The organism is Pseudomonas sp. NUPR-002, assembly GCF_056322725.1.
In genome coordinates, this window is record NZ_CM150476.1 from 4,520,972 (window position 1) to 4,540,034 (window position 19,063).

Below are 19,063 nucleotides of genomic sequence, written 5' to 3' on the forward strand. Positions count from 1 at the left end.
CACTACCTCAGCCGTTGGGGCCTACTGTGGCAACGATGGTAACTTGCTTGTTGTCAGGTATTTCCTGATACGCCAAAACATGCAAATTCGGTACAGCCAGGCGGCCGAAGCGCGACAGCATTGCCCGCACTGGTCCTGCGACCAGCAGGATCGCCGGTTGCCCCTGCATCTCTTGACGCTGGGCAGCCTCGATCAACGAACGCTGAAGCTTTTCAGCCATGCTCGGTTCAAGAAGAACACCGTCTTCCTGACCTTGCCCGGCCCTTTGCAGACTATTGAGCAAAATCTGTTCCAACCTTGGCTCAAGGGTGATCACAGGCAGCTCGGACTCAACGCCAACAATGCTTTGCACGATTGCGCGACACAATCCGACGCGCACCACTGCGACCAGCGCGGCGGTATCTTGACTCTTGGCCGGATTGTTGGCGATAGCCTCGGCAATGCTGCGAATGTCACGCACCGGCACTTGCTCGGCGAGCAACGCCTGCAGGACCTTGAGCAGGCCTGACAATGTAATGACGCCCGGCACCAACTCTTCGGCAAGTTTCGGCGAGGCCTTGGCCAGCACCTGTAGCAACTGCTGCACTTCTTCATGGCCGATCAGCTCATGGCAGTGCTTGTGCAGAATCTGGTTCAAGTGGGTGGCAACCACGGTACTGGCGTCCACCACGGTGTAGCCCAGCGACTGCGCCTGGCTGCGCTGATTGACGTCGATCCACACTGCCTCCAGGCCAAAGGCCGGATCACGTGCGGCGATGCCGTTGAGGGTACCGAAGACCTGCCCCGGGTTGATCGCCAACTCGCGGTCCGGATAAATCTCGGCCTCGGCCAAAATTACCCCCATCAGGGTCAGGCGATAGGCACTGGGCGCCAGGTCGAGGTTGTCGCGGATGTGCACCGTCGGCATGAGAAAGCCCAGGTCCTGGGAGAGCTTCTTGCGCACCCCCTTGATTCGCGCCAGCAACTGCCCACCCTGGTTGCGGTCAACCAGCGGAATCAGCCGGTAACCGACTTCCAGGCCGATCATGTCGATCGGCGTCACGTCGTCCCAGCCCAGTTCCTTGGTATCGATGGCCCGCTGCGGCGAGGGGAGCAGGTCCTGCTGACGCTGCACCTCTTCCTGCGCCTTGATCTTGGCCTGTTGCTGCTTGCGCCACAGCAGATAAGCGCCGCCACCGGCCAACGCACCCAGGCTCAGGAAGGCGATATGCGGCATGCCTGGCACCAGGCCCATGACGATCATCACGCCCGCCGACACTGCCAGCGCTTTAGGTGACTCGAACATCTGCCGATTGATTTGCTGGCCCATCTCTTCGGAGCCAGAAGCACGGGTCACCATGATCGCTGCGGCGGTGGACAGCAGCAGTGATGGCAGTTGCGCCACCAAACCGTCACCAATCGCCAGCAAGGCATACACTTTGCCGGCGTCGGCAAAGTTCATGTTGTGCTGGAACATACCGACCAGAATGCCGCCGATCAGGTTGATGAACAGAATCAACAGGCCAGCGATGGCATCACCGCGGACGAACTTGCTGGCACCGTCCATCGAACCGTAGAACTCGGCCTCAGACGCCACCTCGGTACGACGCGCCTTGGCCTGGGCCTGATCGATCAAGCCGGCGTTGAGGTCGGCGTCGATGGCCATCTGTTTACCGGGCATCGCATCGAGGGTGAAACGCGCGCTCACCTCGGAAATACGCCCGGCACCCTTGGTCACCACCACAAAGTTGATGATCATCAAAATGGCGAATACCACGATACCGACCACGTAGTTACCGCCGATCACCACCTCGCCGAAGGCCTGAATCACCTTACCGGCGGCAGCGTGACCGTCGTGACCGTGGAGCATCACCACCCGCGTGGAGGCCACGTTCAGGGCCAGGCGCAATAGCGTCGCTACCAGCAAAATGGTCGGGAACGCAGCGAAATCGAGGGGGCGCAGGGCGTAAACACAGACCAACAACACCACAATCGACAAGGCAATGTTGAAGGTAAAAAACACATCGAGCAGGAACGGCGGGATCGGCAACATCATCATTGCCAGCAGCACCAGCAACAACAGCGGCACACCCAGATTCCCCCGACCTAAACCGGCCAGGTTGTTACGGGCACTGTTGATTAACTGAGAGCGATCCACCGGTATTCCTCGTCTAGCTCAAGCAAAACTTTGACGCGTTTGACGCGCGCAGCGCTGCCTTTGCAAGAAGCTTTCCAACTTTGCGAAATACAGTGTTTTTGCCCGGTGGGAGCGGGCTTGCCCCGCGATGGCGGTGTGTCAGTCGGTACGCCTCGCGGGGCAAGCCCGCTCCTACAGGCGTTAGTCGTGCTGCAGGTCGGGAGGGATCGGCAGGTCTTTGAGCGGCTCCGGCGGCTTGCCTTTGCCCGCGCGGTATTGGCGGATCTGGTAGACGTAGGCCAATACCTGGGCCACCGCCAGGTACAGGCCTGCGGGGATTTCTTGCTCAAGCTCGGTGGAGTAGTAGATCGACCGCGCCAACGCCGGCGATTCCAGCACCTGGATCTTGTGCTCGTTGGCAATTTCGCGGATTTTCAGGGCGATGAAGTCGGCACCTTTGGCCAGCAACAACGGCGCACCGCCCTTCTCCGGGTCGTACTTGAGCGCTACGGCGTAGTGCGTCGGGTTGGTGATGATGACGTCGGCATCGGGAATCGCCGCCATCATCCTGCGCTGCGAAGCGTCGCGCTGCAGCTGCCTGATGCGCTGCTTGACCTCCGGTTTACCCTCGCTGTCTTTGTATTCATCGCGAATTTCCTGCTTGGTCATCAGCATTTTCTGATGCGTTTGCCACAGCTGGATCGGCACGTCGATCGCCGCGATCAACAGCAGCCCGGCGGCCATCCACAAGGCACTCCAACCCACCACCTGGACACCATGGATGATCGCTTGATCCAACGGCTCGTTGGCAATCGCCAGCAGGTCGTCGCGGTCTGCCGAGAGCACCACCAGGGCGACGATCAGAATCATGAAAAACTTGGCCAGCGCTTTGAGCAACTCGGACAGGGCATTGACCGAGAACATCCGCTTGATCCCGGCCATAGGGTTCATGCGGCTGAATTTGGGCTCCAGCAAGCTGCCGGAAAACAGGAAACCACCCAGGGCGACCGGGCCGATGATCGAGGCCACCAGCAACACCAGCAACACCGGCTGGATGCTCAACATCGCCGACTTGCCAGCGGCCATGAGGAAGATGCCCATGAAGCGCTCATCGGTAATGACTTCACGCGATAACACGAAGTTGCTGCGCATCAGTTCCATCATCGACTGGGCGATACCCCCACCAAACGCCAGCAGCGCACCGGCACCGGCCAAGGTTACCGCCACCGTGTTGAGTTCCTTGGAACGGGCGATCTCGCCCTTTTCCCGGGCGTCTTTTTTGCGTTTCTCGGTGGGGTCTTCTGTTTTGTCCTGACCGCTTTCGCTCTCTGCCATGCTCAGCGCGCCCTTGCCAGTTCACGCAACCATTGCAAGGCCTCGGAGGCCAGCGCCTGGTAATGCGGAACGAGGTCAGCCAGTGTCACCCAGAAAATCCCGAGCCCCAGCACCAGGGTCAGCGGAAAGCCGATGGAGAAGATGTTCAACTGCGGCGCCGCACGGGTCATCACGCCAAAGGCGATGTTGACCACCAGCAGCGCGGTGATCGCTGGCAACACCAGCAACAGCGCCGCACCGAGCACCCAGCTCAGGCGCCCGGCCAGATCCCAGAAGTGATTGACCAGCAAACCGCCACCCACCGGCAAGGTGGTAAAGCTTTCGGTCAGCACCTCGAACACCACCAGATGGCCGTTGATAGCCAGGAACATCAAGGTCACCAGCATGGTCAGGAACTGACTGATCACCGCCACGTTGACGCCGTTGGCCGGGTCGACCATCGAGGCGAAGGCCATACCCATCTGGATCGCGACAATCTGCCCGGCAATCACGAAGATCTGGAAAAACAGCTGCAGCGCCATGCCAAACAGCGCACCGATGATGATCTGCTCGGCGATCAACAGCAGCGCACTGAGGTCCAGCGCACTGACCGGCGGAATCGGCGGCAGGCCGGGCACGATCACCACAGTGATCGCCACGGCCAGGTACAGGCGGATACGCGTCGACACCAGGGTGGTGCCAATCACCGGCATGGTCATCAATACCGCAGCCACACGAAACAGCGGCAGGATGAAGCTGGCCACCCAGGTGCTGATCTGCGTGTCGGTCAACTCAAGCATCGACAGCTCAGCCGATCAACTGCGGGATGCTGCCGTACAGCGACAGCATGTATTCCATGAACTTCTGCACCAGCCAAGGCCCGACCACGATCAAGGTCAGCAGCATCACCAACAACCGCGGCAGAAAGCTCAGGGTTTGTTCGTTGATCTGCGTGGCCGCCTGGAACATCGCCACGATCAAGCCGACCAGCAGGCTGGGCACCACCAGCACGGCCACCATCAGGGTGGTCAGCCACAAGGCATCGCGAAACAGGTCGACGGCGACTTCAGGGGTCATGGTCTTGCTCTCCTTGCGGCGTCAGACGCCACCAAAACTGCCGGCCAGGGTGCCCATGATCAAGGCCCAGCCATCGACCAGCACGAACAGCATGATTTTGAACGGCAACGAGATGATCAACGGCGAGAGCATCATCATACCCATGGCCATCAGCACACTGGCCACCACCAGGTCGATGATCAGAAACGGAATGAAGATCATGAAGCCGATCTGGAACGCGGTTTTCAGCTCCGAGGTGACAAAGGCCGGCACCAGGATCGTCAGCGGCACCTGATCGGGGCCGGCAATGTCGGTGCGTTTGGACAAGCGCATGAACAGGTCCAGGTCACTCTGCCGGGTTTGCGCCAGCATGAAATCCTTGAGCGGCACCTGTGCCTTGGCAATCGCTTCCTGAGCCACCATTTTCTCGTTCAGATACGGCTGCAGAGCGTCTTTGTTCACCCGGTCGAACACCGGCGCCATGATGAACATGGTCAGAAACAGCGCCATACCGGTAAGGATCTGGTTCGACGGCGTCTGCTGCAAACCCAACGCCTGACGCAGAATGGAAAAGACAATGATGATGCGGGTGAAGCTGGTCATCAGGATGACAAACGCCGGAATGAAACTCAGCGCCGTCATGATCAGCAGAATCTGCAGGCTGACCGAATATTCCTGCTGCCCGTCCGCACCGTTGGACAGGGTAATGGCCGGGATCGACAGCGGATCGGCGGCCAGCGCCAGTGGCGCTGCCAACAGCAACAGCAGCGTCAACATCATGCGCAATGCGCCCATTACGACTTACCCTTCTGATCCTTGCCCATCAGCTCCAACAGGCGCTGGGCGAATTCTGGTGTGGCCTGACGCGCATTGGCAGGCACCTCGACCGGCTCGGCCAAGACATGCAAGGCTTCGATGCTGCCGGGTGTGTGGCCGATCAGGATCTGCTCCTTGCCGACCTGAATCAGCAACAGGCGATCCCTGGGGCCGATGCTGCGACTGCCGATGATGTCGATGACCTGGCCACTGCCTGGCGCTGCGTTCTGCACCCGGCGCAACAGCCAGGCGAGCAGAAAGATCAGCCCCAGCACCAACAGCAAACCGAGCACCAACTGCCCGAGCTGACCGACAGCACTGCCGCTGCCGCCCGGCGCGACCACCGCTGCGGCAGGCTGCACTGTCGCCGCTGCCAGACTCATCTGCGCATACAACGCACCGGCCAGTGCCAGGCCGCGGCAGACAACGCTTTTCACTCAGCGCAGCTTCTTGATGCGTTCGCTCGGACTGATCACATCAGTCAGGCGAATACCGAATTTTTCGTTGACCACCACCACTTCACCGTGGGCGATCAGTGTGCCGTTGACCAACACATCCAGCGGCTCACCGGCCAGGCGATCAAGCTCGATCACCGAACCCTGGTTGAGCTGCAGCAGGTTACGGATGTTGATCTCGGTGCTGCCCACTTCCATGGAAATGCTCACCGGGATGTCGAGGATCACATCCAGGTTCGGGCCTTCCAGGCTGACCTGCTCGTTGCTGCGCGGCGAGCTGCCGAACTCTTCCATCGGCAGACGGTTGGAGCCACCGCTGCCGCTGTCGGCAGCCAGCAAGGCATCAATATCGGCCTGACCGGCGTCGCCGGTTTCTTCCAGGGCAGCCGCCCACTCATCGGCCAGAGCCTGCTCTTCCGGAGAGGTGATGTCGTTTTCGTTAGCCATTTTGTCCTCGACGGGCAATCAATTCGGAGTTGGACCAACCGACGCCGCTCAGCGGCGCTCGATCGGATCGATAATCTGCAGGGCCAGGGTGCCTTTGTGCGAACCGAGCTTGGCCTTGAACGACGGTACGCCGTTGGCCCGCAGGATCAGGTGTTCAGGCAGCTCGACCGGAATCACATCACCGGGCTGCATATGCAGAATGTCGCGCAGCTTCAACTGGCGACGGGCGACGGTGGCGCTCAGCGGTACGCTGACATCCAGCACGTCTTCGCGCAGGGCTTTGATCCAGCGCTCGTCCTGGTCGTCCAGGTCGGACTGGAAACCGGCGTCGAGCATTTCCCGTACCGGCTCGATCATCGAGTACGGCATGGTTACGTGCAGGTCGCCGCCACCCCCATCGAGTTCGATGTGGAAGGTCGACACCACCACCGCTTCGCTCGGCCCGACGATGTTGGCCATGGCCGGGTTGACCTCGGAGTTGATGTACTCGAAGTTGACCGGCATGATCGCCTGCCAGGCCTCTTTCAGGTCGACGAAGGCCTGATCCAGCACCATGCGCACCACGCGCAGCTCGGTCGGGGTGAACTCCCGGCCTTCAATCTTGGCGTGACGACCGTCACCGCCAAAGAAGTTGTCTACCAGCTTGAACACCAGCTTGGCGTCGAGAATGAACAACGACGTGCCGCGCAGTGGCTTGATCTTGACCAGGTTCAGACTGGTCGGTACGTACAGCGAATGCACGTACTCGCCGAACTTCATCACCTGCACACCGCCCACCGCCACGTCCGCCGAGCGACGCAGCAAGTTGAACATGCTGATGCGGGTATAACGGGCGAAACGCTCGTTGATCATTTCCAGGGTCGGCATGCGTCCGCGGACGATGCGATCCTGACTGGTCAGGTCATAGCTTTTGACACTGCCAGGTTCGGCGTTGGCCTCGGTTTGCACCAAGCCATCGTCGACGCCATGCAACAAGGCATCGATTTCATCCTGGGACAGCAGGTCCTGCACGGCCATCGGTGGCTCCTACTGCAATACGAAATTGGTGAACAGCAACTGGTCGACGACCGGTTTGCCAACTTCCTTCTGGGCGACTTCCTGCACGCTGGCGGTCGCTTTCTGGCGCAACATCTCCTGGCCAACCGGGCTAGCCAGGGTGTCAAAACCTTGCCCGGAAAACAGCATCACCAGGTTGTTGCGGATCACCGGCATGTGCACCTTCAAGGCATCCAGTGCAGCCTGATCGCGGCCTTGCAGGGTGATACTCACCTGCATGTAGCGCTGGCGCCCGTTCTGGTTGAAGTTGACCACGAAGGCTGGCGTCAGCGCCTCATAGATGGCCGCAGGCTTGAGGTTACTGGTTTGCGCTGCGTCTGCTGCCGGCTTGTCTTCAGACTTGTGCAGGAAGAACCAGGTAGCGCCTACCGACAGACCGATGGCCAGCAGCAATGCCAGCACCACCAGCAGGATCAGCTTGATTTTGCCTTTAGCGGCGGGGTCTTTATCTACGTCGCTCTTCGCCATGCCAATATTCCGTCATTCATCGGAGAATTCAGTCACATGGCGTGCTTTGAGCAAGTGTTATGCCAACTGGCGGGTGTAGGAGCGGGCTTGCCCCGCGAGGCGCACTGACTGACACACCGCAATCGCGGGGCAAGCCCGCTCCCACAGGAAGACTAGGCGTAGTAGTCCACGGCGCTAGTGCCAATCACGGTCTGCTGTTCGATGGGCGCAGTGCTGGCAGCCAGCTCACCTTCTTCTGCAGCAGCAGCGTTGCGGCGCGCCGCTACGCCACTCAGGCGCGGCGCATCAGGGTTACCCTGTTGCTGCTCGCCTCGTGACTGATCGGCAACATTGACGTCCGGTTGCCCCAACCCTTGCTGGGCGAACATTTCCTTGAGCCGGTGCACCTGGTTTTCCAGCGCTTCACGCACACCAACGTGGCCGCTGGTGAAAGTGATTTGCGCCTGCTGCTCCGGCGCCATATGCACGCGAATATCCAGACGCCCAAGCTCTGCCGGCTCCAGTTGAATGTCTGCCGACTTCAGGCTCTGGCTGGACAGGAACATCACCCGGTTGACCAGACCTTCGGTCCAGCCGCCCTGGTTCATTGCCAGCGGCTGATGCAAAGGCGCTGGCGCAACCGGGATGGCATTGGCGGTTTTCGCCGTGGTCGCCTGGGTCAGCGCACTCAGACGCTCGGAAAAGTTATCCACACGGGTATCGCTAGCGGCGCTTTTCAAGTCTTTGAGGCCATCATCGAGCAATCCGGAAAACGCCTTCTCGCCCGCCTCACCCTGCTCAGCCTCGGCACCTGGCTTGTCGAGCAGCGCCGCCAGGGTATTGACGGCAGGCTGGGCTGGCGTCGCTTCCGGCTGAGCGGTCGTCGGTTTGCTGGCAGCGTGCGCCGAGGTCGTGCCTTGCGCCTGCGCGGTTTGCTCCAGCGCCATGCGCAAGGCAGGCATATCGGCCAGTGGGTCTGCCTCGGGGTCGAATGCAGGGTCTGCAGCAGGTGTTGTGGCGGGCGCCACCTGCGCCTGCAACTGCGCTGCCTGAACCACTGGCGCAACGGCTTCGGCTTGCGCCTGGATCAGTTGCGCGCCCGGCTGCGCATCGGTCACCTGACCGGCCACCAGGCTCGGGTCCAGGAGTGTCGGCTCTGGCGTATCGCCAGCCGCCAGGGTGTCGTCCTGGTCGTCTGGCAAGTTCTTGCCGCTATCGGCAAGCTTTGCGTCTTTGGCGGCAGTGTCTTTGCCTTCCTTTACGTTCTTCTCGCCTTTGTCACGCGCTGGCGCCTCAGCCGTCGTTTTGGAGGCCGGGCGTGACTGCTGCTCATACACACTGGAAAAGCCCGAGCTCTTGTCGCTTGCAGGCTGCGGCGCTTTGTCCGATTGATTGGCAGCACGGGAAGCGTTGGTCGCGGCACCGACTTGCAGCAAGGGATTGGAAGCAACCGGCATGAAATTTTCTCCGCGACAGAGGGGCTTGGACATTAACTAACCAAGAGAACAGCAAGAGTCGAGCCAAGTCTGTAGGAGCGGGCTTGCCCCGCGATACGGCGGCACTGACACAGCGCAATCGCGGGGCAAGCCTGCGCCTACCCGATCAGGACGCGCTGGCGCTCTTGGGCGTACAGCTGGCGAACCGCCTGGTACTCGTTATCAATCTGATTGATCAGGTCTTCGATGTTGTTCAGCGGTGGGGATTTGACGCGCTCCTCCAGACGCCCGCACAACTCGGCCAGGACTTTGGCGCCCATGTTGCTGCTGCTGCCTTTGAAGCTGTGCGCAGCTAGGCCAAGCGCTTCCGGGCTGGTGGCCTCGTGCAACTGGCTGAGGCGAATTTCGGAGTCGTTGAGAAAAGTATCGAGCAAGGTCAGGTATTCATCCTCCATCACCTCCTGAAGGCTGCTCAGTACTTCTTGATCGATATGGATATCGGACACTTGTTCACTCCTTGATCAAGTTCAATTATGCCAGAGCCTCCCAAGCGAACTCCACGCGTACGCGGCGCCCCTCGTCAGCCCACTCGGCACGTCGGCTCAGCCGACGTATCAGGTTCAATCCACGCCCACACAAACCTTGCTCGGCCAGCGGGCGCGCCAGCACTTTACTCACATCAAAACCTTTACCACTGTCTTCGATGTCGATGATCAGACGCCCACCCAAACCCTGGGGTTCAATCCGTAACCCTACTCGAATATAGCCGCTGTTGAGCGCCTGCATGCGTTCATTGCGCTGGCGGTAGTATTCGCCAAAGCCCTGGGCGTCGCGCTTGAGCCCGGAATCCAGTGCCAACACCCCATGCTCCAGGGCATTGGAGTACAGCTCACTCAGTACGCAATGCAGGGCACCGCTCTGGGCACGCAAGCCATGAATGTCCTGCAGAAGATGCAACAAATGAGGCAACGGGTTGAAGCGTTTAAGTGTTTCAGCACGAAACTCGAAGCTCACCGACCAGTCCAGCGGTGTGGACTGCCCGCTGTCAGAATAGATCACCGCGGGCGGGGTCAAGGCTTCCGGCTCGACAACAGTAATCTCCAGCAGACTGACGTCATCACGACACTGCCCGCGAAACGCCTCTAGCGCCTGCAGCACCTCTTCGAACAACAAATCAGCCTGGCGATTATCATTGAGCACCTGCAACAACCGCTCGACACCGAACAGCTGATCGTTCTCGTCGCTGGTGTCGACCACCCCATCAGACAGCAAAAACAGGCGCTCACCCAAGGCCAGCGGCAAGACCTGGGTCGAATCGTCAAAACGTTCTGCAGCCAGCACCCCCAGCGGCAGATGCCGGGACACCAACGGCAACGGCGCACCGCCATTGGCCGGCAATAAGTAACTGTCGGGCATGCCGCCGTTCCACACCTCGACCTGCCGACGCTGAAAACTCAGCTTCAGCAATAGCGCACAACAGAACATATCCACAGGCAGGATGCGCTTGAGCTTGGCATTCATCTCGCGCAGGGTTTCGGCCAGACCGTAGCCCTTGGCGGTCATGCCATAGAAAATTTCCGCCAGCGGCATCGCCCCGACCGCGGCCGGCAAGCCATGCCCGGTGAAGTCACCCAGCAACACATGCATATCCCCCGCAGGCGAATACGCCGCCAGCAGCAGATCGCCGTTGAACAATGCATAGGGCGATTGCAGGTAGCGGATATTCGAGGCACTCAGGCAACCGGCATGGGCGACCTTGTCGAACACCGCTTTGGCCACCCGCTGCTCATTGAGCAAGTGATGATGGTGACGGCTGATCTGGTCACGCTGCTCCAGCACCGTCGCCTGCAGGCGGCGCAGGCGATCCATGGCCCTGATCTTCGCCGCGAGAATCACCGGGCTGTAAGGCTTGGCCAGAAAGTCATCGCCACCGGCTTCCAGGCAACGCACCAGTGCCTCCTCCTCACTGAGCGATGTGAGGAAGATGATCGGCACCAGGGCCTCACCGGCCAGGGCTTTGATTTGCCGCGCCGCTTCAAAGCCGTCCATGACCGGCATCAGCGCATCGAGCAGCACCAGTTGCGGGCGCTGCTCGGCAAACAGCGCCAGTGCCTGCTGACCGTTTTCAGCGGTGAGCACGGCGTGGCCCTGTTTGCTGACAATGCGTGCCAACAACAGCCGGTCGACTGCACTGTCCTCGGCAATCAGCACCGTCAGGCGCGACTCGGACATGGCCTGAATCAACTGATGTCGAACAGCTTGTCGAAATTGGAAATAGCGAGAATCTTGCGCACATCCGGATTGGTATTGATCACCTGGACGTCCGCATCATCCCCACCTGCGTGATCACGCAGCATCAACAACATGCCCAGCGCCGAGCTGTCGAGATAGGTGGTGTGCTTGAGATCGACAATGACCAGATCCGGCTTGCCGAGCCGCTCGTAGGCACTGCGAAATTCCTGATGCTTGCCAAAGTCAAAGCGGCCCTTGACCCTGATCGTCAACTTCCCGTCCTGGGAGATGGATTCAACTGCCATGTAGGCGATTCCTTCGATAAAGACGAATACAGACACCCAGTAGGTTTAGCAGCCCAAGGCCTGAGCAGCAAGCGCGTGCAGGGCTGCAGATCAACGATTAAGACGCGGCAGGCGCTGAGACAACTCGTCGAGCAATTTTTGTTCGCGTTTGTCTTCGAGCATCCGCGCTTCTTCGATATAGCGCTGCACCAACTTGCGCAGACCTTCAACCCGGGCATACGCCTGCTGCCAGGTACCCCGGGCGTTGTTGAGGTTGTTCTGATGCCACACCAGGCTTTGGCGCTGCTGGGTCATGGCGCTTTCCAGCTGGCCGAGAAAGCGCTGGTAGTTCACCAGCCAACTGCCCGACACCCCCTGCCCGCCGCGGTTGATCCATTGCAGTTGATAGTCTTCGCGAAAGCGGTCCAGCTCAGCCAACTTAGCCTGCGCCATGTTGACCTGTTGCTGGAACTGCCCCAGGCGCTGGGCAGCCTGGCGCTCGGCATTTTCAGCCATTTCCACTACAGGGGTCAGACGCGCCGCACGGCTGGGTTGAGCCATGGCCTATCAACCACCAAGATCAGGGTTAGGCTGAGCGAACACACTTTCCAGATGCTCGCGGCTTTGCTGCATGCTGACATTGTCGTGCAGGCCCTGGCGCAGGTAATGCACCAGCTTCGGTTGCAAGGCGATCGCCAGGTCGGTCTCGGCATCACCGCCAGCCACATAGGCACCAACACTGATCAAGTCACGGCTCTGCGACAGGCGCGCCCACAGCTGCTTGAACTGCTGCGCCTCGCGCATTTGTTCAGGGCTGACCACCTGCGGCATCACCCGGCTGATCGACGCTTCAATGTCGATGGCCGGGTAATGCCCCTCTTCTGCCAGGCGCCGTGACAACACGATGTGACCGTCGAGCACGCCACGCGCCGAGTCGGCAATCGGGTCTTGCTGGTCGTCGCCTTCGGACAACACGGTGTAGAACGCGGTAATCGATCCACCGCCCGCCTCACCGTTACCGGCACGCTCCACCAGCTTGGGCAGTTTGGCAAATACCGAGGGTGGATAGCCCTTGGTCGCCGGTGGCTCGCCGATGGCCAGGGCAATCTCACGCTGGGCCTGGGCGAAACGGGTCAGCGAGTCCATCAGCAACAGGACATTCTTGCCCTTGTCGCGAAAGTACTCGGCAATACGTGTGCAATACATGGCGGCGCGCAGGCGCATCAGCGGCGCATCGTCCGCGGGCGAGGCGACGACCACCGAGCGCTTGATACCTTCGGCACCGAGAATATGCTCGATGAACTCCTTGACCTCGCGACCCCGCTCGCCGATCAGGCCAACGACGATGATGTCGGCCTCGGTGAAGCGGGTCATCATGCCCAACAGCACACTCTTACCCACCCCGGTACCGGCGAACAGACCCAGGCGCTGGCCGCGCCCCACGGTCAACAGGCCGTTGATGCTGCGGATGCCGACATCCAGCGGTACGCTGATCGGGTCGCGATTGAGCGGGTTGATGGTCGGGCCATCCATCGGCACCCAGTCTTCAGCCTTCATCCCGCCCTTGCCGTCCAGCGCCCGGCCGGCGCCATCGAGCACACGCCCGAGCATGCTCATGCCCATCGGCAGGCGGCCGTTGTCGGCCAGCGGCACGACCCGCGCACCCGGCGCGATGCCAGCAACGCTGCCGACCGGCATCAGGAATACTTTGCTGCCAGCGAAGCCCATGACTTCCGCCTCGACCTGTACCGGATGGTAACTGTCGTCGTTGATCACTACACAGCGGCTGCCGATCGGCGCGCGCAGGCCTTCTGCTTCCAGGGTCAAACCGACCATGCGCAGCAGGCGCCCTTCAACCACCGGCTGAGCAGGCAGTTTCACCGTGCCGGCATAGCCACCCAGGCGCTTGGCGAAACTGGTGCGTTCAAGGCGCATCGACGGCATCCAGATCCACGTGCAGATCAGCCGCCGCAGGGTGCAGGCCTTGATCGTGCAATTGATCGAACAACTGCGCCAAGGCCTTCTCGATGCGGGTTTCCATGCTTGCGTCGATGCGGCTGTGGTCGGTCTCGATGCGGCAGCCGCCTGGCAGCAGCGACTGGTCCTCAAGCAGCTTCCAGCGCTCTTCGTGACGCTCACGCAAGGCCTTGGCCTGCTCGAAGTCCTGCGGGTTGATATGGATTCGAATGTTTTCCGCACCCATCGGCAGCAGCTTGAGGGCTTCGCGCAGCACTTGGCCGATCTGGCTGGAGTCAGTACGCAACTCGCGGCCGATGACTTCGCGGGTCATGTGCGCCACCAGGCTGACCAGCGCGCGCTCGATCTGGCTGTCCTGCTCGGCTATCGGCTCGAGCAAATGACCCATGAGCCGTTCAAGGCTGGCGAGCTTTGCTTTCAGGGCCGTTTCGGCTTCCTGGCGCACTTTGAGCTGGGTGCTGTGAAAACCTTCGCGCTCACCGGTGGCAAAGCCTTCGTTGTAGGCTTCCTGACGGATGCTTTCGAGCTCTTCGAGGGTCAGTGGCTGGACTTCTTCGAGCGGTACTTCCTCGACTTCTTCCTGCACCACTTCAGGCTCAGGCTCAGGTTCCGGCTCGGGTACGAATTCAGGCTCCGGATCGAAGCTGGGCAGCGCCCAGCGATCGAAAGCCTCGACGTCGTCGGCGCGAATCAGCTCACTGAGGTGCTCGTTGGTTGACATGGCTGTACGCACTCAAAAAATCGCGGGGCAAGCCCGCTCCTACCGTAGGAGCGGGCTTGCCCCGCGATAGACGTTAGATCATCTCTTCGCCGCCCTTGCCACCGAGCACGATCTCTCCGGCTTCGGCCATACGGCGGGCGATGGTGAGGATTTCCTTCTGCGCGGTCTCGACATCGCTGACCCGCACCGGCCCTTTGGCCTCGAGGTCGTCGCGCAGCAGTTCCGAGGCACGTTTGGACATGTTCTTGAAGATCTTGTCTTTGACCTTCTCGTCGGCGCCTTTGAGCGACACCACCAGAACGTCGGAAGACACTTCGCGCAACAGTGCCTGAATACCACGGTCGTCGACATCGGCGAGGTTGTTGAAGACGAACATCAAGTCTTCGATCTGCTCGGACAGGTCGCCGTCGATGTCGCGAATCGCGTCCATCAGCTGACCTTCCACGGAGCTGTCGAGGAAATTCATGATGTCGGCTGCACGCTTGATACCGCCCAGGGTGGTACGGGCCGCGTTGGAGTTACCGGAGAACTGCTTCTCGAGAATCTGGTTGAGCTCCTTGAGCGCCGCCGGTTGTACGGTGTTCAGCGAGGAAACACGCAGGATGATGTCCAGGCGCACCTTGTGGTCGAAGTTACCCAGTACTTCACCAGCCTGGTCAGGGTCCAGGTAAGCGACCACGATGGCCTGGATCTGCGGGTGCTCATAGCGGATAACGTCGGCCACGGCACGCGGCTCCATCCACTTGAGGCTGTCCAGGCCACTGGTGTTGCCACCGAGCAGGATGCGGTCGATCAAGCCGTTGGCTTTGTCCTCACCCAGCGCCTGGGTGAGCATCTTGCGAATGTAGCCATCGGAACCGACACCCAGGCTGGTCTGGTCGCCGACGATCTCGACGAACTCGCTCATCACCTGCTCGACCTGCTCACGATGGACGTTGCCCATCTGCGCCATGGCCACGCCAACGCGCTGCACTTCTTTAGGCCCCATGTGCCGCAGCACTTGAGCAGCGTCGGTTTCACCCAGGGACAAGAGCAGGATCGCAGCCTTGTCGACCCGGGTCAGTTTCGCGGTAAGGGCGCGGTTATCACTCATCGGCGTTGATCCACTCTTTCACGACCTGGGCCACACGACCCGGGTCTTCGGCCACCAGGCTCTTGATTGCATTGAGCTGCGCGTCGTAACCCTCGCTCGGGCTCGGCAGCAGAATGCTTTGCGGACCACCCAGGCTTACGCGGTCGTTGGCCAGATCGCCATCCAGACCGAGCATACCGCCCAGTTCCATGTCGCCATCGGCACCGGCCGGTTGCTTCCCGTGGCCGGTGATGTTGTTGAGTACCGGACGCAGCACGCCGAACACCAGCACGAGGATGAACAGTACGCCCATGACCTGCTTGATGATGTCCCAGAACCACGGCTGCGAGTAGAACGGAATTTCCGCGATCACTTCACCACGGTCGGCGGCGAACGGCACGTTGATCACGCTGACGCTATCGCCACGGCTGGCATCGAAGCCCACCGCGTCCTGCACCAGGCGGGTGAAACGCGCCAGGTCTTCAGCGGCCCACGGTGCACGCGTTGTGTCGCCGGTGGCCGGGTCGATCTTGACCTGGTCATCGACCACCACCGCCACCGACAGACGATTCAGACGACCCTGCTGCTGGCGGGTATGGCTGATCGAGCGATCCAGCTCGAAGTTCTTGGTCGACTGCGAACGCTTGTCGGCAGGGTACGGTGCAAGCATCGGCTGGCCGGTGGCCGGGTCCATGATCTGTTGACCGTTGGCATCGAGCAATGGCTGGCCGGGCTGGATAGCAGCGGCCGCTGGCTGCGCGCCGCCAGTGGTTTGCGGTGCCGACGCCGGGCCTGGTGGCTGATTACTCAAGGCCCCCGGCACCCCTTGCGGGCCGCCACTGCTGGAACGCTGCTCGTTGACCGACTGCTCGCTGCGCAGCGCCGGTTGATCAGGGTTGAACTGCTCGGAGGTCGATTCGACCGCACTGAAATCCACATCCGCCGACACTTCCGCCTTGTAGCGGTCGTTGCCCAGCACCGGCTGCAGAATGTTATGCACACGCTGGGTGAGCATGCCTTCCATGCGACGGCTGTAGTCGAACTGCTTACCGGCCATGGTCAGCTCGGAGTTGCCGACCTGATCGGACAACAGGTTGCCCTTCTGGTCGACCACGGTGACCTGCGACTTGTCCAGCTCCGGCACACTGGTTGCCACCAGATTGACAATGGCCATGACCTGACCGGCTTCCAGGCCACGGCCCGGATACAGCTCAACCAGAACCGAAGCGCTTGGCCGACGCTCGTCACGCACGAATACCGAACTCTTCGGAATCGCCAGGTGGACGCGGGCCGCCTTGACGTTGTTCAGGCTGGAAACGGTGCGCGCCAGCTCACCTTCAAGGCCACGACGATAACGCGTGGCTTCCATGAACTGGCTGGTACCCAGGCCTTGTTCCTTGTCGAGAATTTCAAAGCCGACATTGCCATCGCCAGGTGCTACACCGGCTGCGGCCAGTTTCAGGCGCGCACGGGAAAGGTCTTCGGCCTTGACCAGCAAGGCGCCGGAATTGGGTTCGACGTTGTAAGGAATATCGGCAGCGGCCAGGGTATCCATGACCTGCTTGGTGTCCATGCCGGCCAGGCTGCCATACAGCGGCCGGTAGTCGGGCTGCTGCGACCACAGCACCACAGCAAAACCGATCGCCACGCTGGCCGCCAGACCGACCAACAGGCCAACCTGACGCAGCATGGGCATCTGCGAGATGTTTTCCAGAAACGACATGCCGAACAACGGCGGCTTGGGCGCTGGCGCACCACCCTTGGCGGGCACGTTATCGACGACTGCTTCGGCCATGACTCAATCTCGCCCTTATACCGGCATCTGCATGATGTCTTGATAGGCCTGGACCAGCTTGTTACGCACTTGGGTCAAGGCTTGAAACGATACGGAGGCTTTCTGCGAAGCGATCATCACGTCGGTCAGATCGACACCGCTTTTACCAATTTCGAACGCGTTAGCCAGCTGCGTGGACGCCTGTTGGGTGTCACTGACCTTATTGATGGCCTGCCCCAGCATGTCGGCAAAATTGCTCGAACCCAGCTCAGGTGCGGCTGCCGCCTTGGGCATCGACATAGCGTCCATTTGCATGGACCGCATGTCTAACATCAATCGATTAAACTCAACACCTTGGCTCATGGACTTCTCTCTCCGACGGCCCGCATTTTTTTGACACTCACGCAGCGGATACGCAGGACATAGCAACAAAAGTGCCAGCTCTGCGCACTAGCCGTACAAACCCGCGATTATTCACAGCCTTCAGCTGGCGTACAAGCTCGCCTCAACATCCATGCCGGCATCGCGCATCTGCGCCAGCTTGTAGCGCAGCGTGCGCGGGCTGATACCCAGGCGCTCGGCAGCCTCTTTACGGCGGCCACGCTCGGCGCGCAGGGTGTCGATGATCATCTGGAACTCGTGACGGCGCATATCGTCGCCCAGCGCCGCTGGCGCCTCAGCCTCGAGTTGCACCGGTGCAACCTTGGGCGCCGCCGCGAACATCGGCATGGCCCCGGCCAGACAGAAATCCGCCGCCTCGATCACACCACCTTGCTGCAAGATCAACGCCCGCTGCAGGGCGTTGTCCAGCTCGCGCACGTTACCCGGCCAGGCATAGCCCTGCAGGCACGCCTTGGCAGCGGCTGACAGACGCACCGGCGCATGCTTCATTTTATTGACGTGACGCGCCAGCAATCGTTCAGCCAGCGGCAGAATATCGGCGCTTCGTTCACGCAGCGGCTTCCAGGCCAGCGGAAACACCGACAGGCGATAGAACAGATCCTCACGAAAGCGCCCCGCCGCCACTTCATCGGCCAGGTCACGGTTGGTGGTGGCCACCACGCGGATGTCCAGGGCAATCGGCTTACGCCCACCGACACGCTCCACTTCGCGCTCCTGCAGCACGCGCAGCAGCTTGGCCTGCAAGCCCAGGGGCATTTCGGAAATTTCGTCGAGCAGCAAGGTGCCGCCGTCGGCCTGCTCGAACTTGCCAGCCTGCGCGGCGATGGCGCCGGTGAACGAACCCTTCTCATGGCCGAACAGCGTCGCTTCCAGCATGTTGTCGGGAATCGCCGCGCAGTTGATCGCCACAAACGGCTGATCGGCACGACTCGACTGTTGATGGATAAAACGCGCCAGCACTTCTTTACCCGTGCCCGACTCACCGGAAATCAACACCGTGGAATCACTGCGCGCCACCCGTGCGGCCAGCTCCAGCAATTGCGCACTAGCCGGCTCACAAGCCACCGGCCCTTCATCGGCGGCACCGGCGACCACACCGAGGGCGTGACGCGTCACCAGCTCGAGCAGAGCGCGTGGTTCAAACGGTTTGACCAGGTAATCCACCGCGCCTTGGCGCATGGCTTCGACAGCACGCTCCACCGCAGCATGGGCGGTCATCAACAACACCGGCAACTGCGGCTGGCGCGCTCGCAGCAACGCCAGCAACTGGTGCCCGTCCATTCCCGGCATGTTGACGTCGCTGACCACCAGGCTGAAGGCCTGCTCGGCCACCGCCTGCAGCGCTTCTTCGGCCGAACCGACCGCACAATAGTGAAAACCGCCGAGCTCCAGGGTATCGCCCAAGGCCTGACGCAGTGCCCGATCGTCCTCGACCAGTAGCACCTTGATTGCCTTCAT

20 protein-coding genes are annotated in these 19,063 nt (G+C 60.9%); all 20 read right to left on the minus strand.

Annotated features, from left to right (window positions below; translation table 11 throughout):
- Nucleotides 1-7 precede the first annotated feature (7 nt).
- Nucleotides 8-2,137: a flagellar biosynthesis protein FlhA gene (flhA, locus tag ACVWSC_RS20655; protein ID WP_442108943.1), complete on the minus strand. Its 2,130-nt coding sequence runs from the start codon at nt 2,135-2,137 to the stop codon at nt 8-10.
- Between the two features lie 180 nt (nt 2,138-2,317).
- Nucleotides 2,318-3,451: a flagellar biosynthesis protein FlhB gene (gene flhB / locus ACVWSC_RS20660; RefSeq protein WP_442108944.1), complete on the minus strand. Its 1,134-nt coding sequence runs from the start codon at nt 3,449-3,451 to the stop codon at nt 2,318-2,320.
- A 2-nt stretch (nt 3,452-3,453) separates the two neighbouring features.
- On the minus strand, nt 3,454-4,230 hold the full coding sequence (fliR, locus tag ACVWSC_RS20665; protein ID WP_442108945.1) for a flagellar biosynthetic protein FliR: 777 nt from the start codon (nt 4,228-4,230) through the stop codon (nt 3,454-3,456).
- 7 nt (nt 4,231-4,237) lie between these two features.
- The gene (fliQ, locus tag ACVWSC_RS20670) at nt 4,238-4,507 is read right to left on the minus strand and encodes a flagellar biosynthesis protein FliQ (RefSeq protein WP_133217292.1); all 270 of its coding nucleotides are present in this window, start codon (nt 4,505-4,507) and stop codon (nt 4,238-4,240) included.
- A 21-nt stretch (nt 4,508-4,528) separates the two neighbouring features.
- Complete coding sequence (gene fliP / locus ACVWSC_RS20675) at nt 4,529-5,281, minus strand: flagellar type III secretion system pore protein FliP (protein WP_442108946.1); 753 nt, start codon at nt 5,279-5,281, stop codon at nt 4,529-4,531.
- Complete coding sequence (gene fliO / locus ACVWSC_RS20680) at nt 5,281-5,685, minus strand: flagellar biosynthetic protein FliO (RefSeq protein ID WP_442114345.1); 405 nt, start codon at nt 5,683-5,685, stop codon at nt 5,281-5,283. Before fliO ends, fliP begins: the two co-directional genes overlap by 1 nt.
- 54 nt (nt 5,686-5,739) lie before the next feature.
- Nucleotides 5,740-6,204, minus strand: a complete 465-nt coding sequence (gene fliN, locus ACVWSC_RS20685; RefSeq protein ID WP_442108947.1) for a flagellar motor switch protein FliN — start codon at nt 6,202-6,204, stop codon at nt 5,740-5,742.
- Nucleotides 6,205-6,252: 48 nt separating this feature from the next.
- Nucleotides 6,253-7,221 (minus strand): flagellar motor switch protein FliM, encoded by a 969-nt coding sequence (gene fliM, locus ACVWSC_RS20690; RefSeq protein ID WP_442108948.1) that lies wholly within the window; start codon nt 7,219-7,221, stop codon nt 6,253-6,255.
- A 9-nt stretch (nt 7,222-7,230) separates the two neighbouring features.
- Nucleotides 7,231-7,728 (minus strand): flagellar basal body-associated protein FliL, encoded by a 498-nt coding sequence (gene fliL / locus ACVWSC_RS20695; RefSeq protein ID WP_442108949.1) that lies wholly within the window; start codon nt 7,726-7,728, stop codon nt 7,231-7,233.
- Nucleotides 7,729-7,880: 152 nt separating this feature from the next.
- Entirely contained in the window at nt 7,881-9,164 is a 1,284-nt protein-coding gene (locus ACVWSC_RS20700; protein WP_442108950.1) for a flagellar hook-length control protein FliK, read from the minus strand.
- A 137-nt stretch (nt 9,165-9,301) separates the two neighbouring features.
- On the minus strand, nt 9,302-9,649 hold the full coding sequence (locus ACVWSC_RS20705) for an Hpt domain-containing protein (protein ID WP_442108951.1): 348 nt from the start codon (nt 9,647-9,649) through the stop codon (nt 9,302-9,304).
- A gap of 25 nt (nt 9,650-9,674) precedes the next feature.
- On the minus strand, nt 9,675-11,375 hold the full coding sequence (locus tag ACVWSC_RS20710; RefSeq protein ID WP_442108952.1) for a SpoIIE family protein phosphatase: 1,701 nt from the start codon (nt 11,373-11,375) through the stop codon (nt 9,675-9,677).
- 8 nt (nt 11,376-11,383) lie between these two features.
- Nucleotides 11,384-11,680, minus strand: a complete 297-nt coding sequence (locus tag ACVWSC_RS20715) for an STAS domain-containing protein (RefSeq protein WP_442108953.1) — start codon at nt 11,678-11,680, stop codon at nt 11,384-11,386.
- A gap of 90 nt (nt 11,681-11,770) precedes the next feature.
- Nucleotides 11,771-12,220 carry a flagellar export protein FliJ gene (gene fliJ, locus ACVWSC_RS20720; protein ID WP_442108954.1) on the minus strand — a complete coding sequence of 150 codons (450 nt, stop codon included), beginning with the start codon at nt 12,218-12,220 and terminating at the stop codon, nt 11,771-11,773.
- A 6-nt stretch (nt 12,221-12,226) separates the two neighbouring features.
- Nucleotides 12,227-13,594, minus strand: coding sequence for a flagellar protein export ATPase FliI (fliI, locus tag ACVWSC_RS20725; protein ID WP_442108955.1), 1,368 nt, complete (start codon nt 13,592-13,594; stop codon nt 12,227-12,229).
- Nucleotides 13,584-14,357 (minus strand): flagellar assembly protein FliH, encoded by a 774-nt coding sequence (fliH, locus tag ACVWSC_RS20730; protein ID WP_442108956.1) that lies wholly within the window; start codon nt 14,355-14,357, stop codon nt 13,584-13,586. Before fliH ends, fliI begins: the two co-directional genes overlap by 11 nt.
- Before the next feature lie 73 nt (nt 14,358-14,430).
- Nucleotides 14,431-15,450 (minus strand): flagellar motor switch protein FliG, encoded by a 1,020-nt coding sequence (gene fliG, locus ACVWSC_RS20735; protein WP_038613367.1) that lies wholly within the window; start codon nt 15,448-15,450, stop codon nt 14,431-14,433.
- On the minus strand, nt 15,443-17,224 hold the full coding sequence (gene fliF / locus ACVWSC_RS20740; protein WP_442108957.1) for a flagellar basal-body MS-ring/collar protein FliF: 1,782 nt from the start codon (nt 17,222-17,224) through the stop codon (nt 15,443-15,445). Before fliF ends, fliG begins: the two co-directional genes overlap by 8 nt.
- A gap of 15 nt (nt 17,225-17,239) precedes the next feature.
- Nucleotides 17,240-17,566: a flagellar hook-basal body complex protein FliE gene (gene fliE, locus ACVWSC_RS20745; RefSeq protein ID WP_442108958.1), complete on the minus strand. Its 327-nt coding sequence runs from the start codon at nt 17,564-17,566 to the stop codon at nt 17,240-17,242.
- Between the two features lie 120 nt (nt 17,567-17,686).
- Nucleotides 17,687-19,063, minus strand: a complete 1,377-nt coding sequence (locus ACVWSC_RS20750; protein WP_442108959.1) for a sigma-54-dependent transcriptional regulator — start codon at nt 19,061-19,063, stop codon at nt 17,687-17,689.

Bases quoted from the DNA above. Each gene is read 5' to 3' on its own strand.
- fliP (WP_442108946.1), bottom strand. From the start codon at position 5,281: ATGGGCGCATTGCGCATGATGTTGACGCTGCTGTTGCTGTTGGCAGCG.
- fliG (WP_038613367.1), bottom strand. From the start codon at position 15,450: ATGAGTGATAACCGCGCCCTTACCGCGAAACTGACCCGGGTCGACAAG.
- fliR (WP_442108945.1), bottom strand. From the start codon at position 4,230: ATGCTTGAGTTGACCGACACGCAGATCAGCACCTGGGTGGCCAGCTTC.
- fliJ (WP_442108954.1), bottom strand. From the start codon at position 12,220: ATGGCTCAACCCAGCCGTGCGGCGCGTCTGACCCCTGTAGTGGAAATG.
- ACVWSC_RS20710 (WP_442108952.1), bottom strand. From the start codon at position 11,375: ATGTCCGAGTCGCGCCTGACGGTGCTGATTGCCGAGGACAGTGCAGTC.
- fliI (WP_442108955.1), bottom strand. From the start codon at position 13,594: ATGCGCCTTGAACGCACCAGTTTCGCCAAGCGCCTGGGTGGCTATGCC.
- fliM (WP_442108948.1), bottom strand. From the start codon at position 7,221: ATGGCCGTGCAGGACCTGCTGTCCCAGGATGAAATCGATGCCTTGTTG.
- fliE (WP_442108958.1), bottom strand. From the start codon at position 17,566: ATGAGCCAAGGTGTTGAGTTTAATCGATTGATGTTAGACATGCGGTCC.
- fliN (WP_442108947.1), bottom strand. From the start codon at position 6,204: ATGGCTAACGAAAACGACATCACCTCTCCGGAAGAGCAGGCTCTGGCC.
- ACVWSC_RS20715 (WP_442108953.1), bottom strand. From the start codon at position 11,680: ATGGCAGTTGAATCCATCTCCCAGGACGGGAAGTTGACGATCAGGGTC.
- flhB (WP_442108944.1), bottom strand. From the start codon at position 3,451: ATGGCAGAGAGCGAAAGCGGTCAGGACAAAACAGAAGACCCCACCGAG.
- ACVWSC_RS20750 (WP_442108959.1), bottom strand. From the start codon at position 19,063: ATGAAGGCAATCAAGGTGCTACTGGTCGAGGACGATCGGGCACTGCGT.
- fliL (WP_442108949.1), bottom strand. From the start codon at position 7,728: ATGGCGAAGAGCGACGTAGATAAAGACCCCGCCGCTAAAGGCAAAATC.
- fliQ (WP_133217292.1), bottom strand. From the start codon at position 4,507: ATGACCCCTGAAGTCGCCGTCGACCTGTTTCGCGATGCCTTGTGGCTG.
- fliH (WP_442108956.1), bottom strand. From the start codon at position 14,357: ATGTCAACCAACGAGCACCTCAGTGAGCTGATTCGCGCCGACGACGTC.
- ACVWSC_RS20700 (WP_442108950.1), bottom strand. From the start codon at position 9,164: ATGCCGGTTGCTTCCAATCCCTTGCTGCAAGTCGGTGCCGCGACCAAC.
- fliO (WP_442114345.1), bottom strand. From the start codon at position 5,685: ATGAGTCTGGCAGCGGCGACAGTGCAGCCTGCCGCAGCGGTGGTCGCG.
- fliF (WP_442108957.1), bottom strand. From the start codon at position 17,224: ATGGCCGAAGCAGTCGTCGATAACGTGCCCGCCAAGGGTGGTGCGCCA.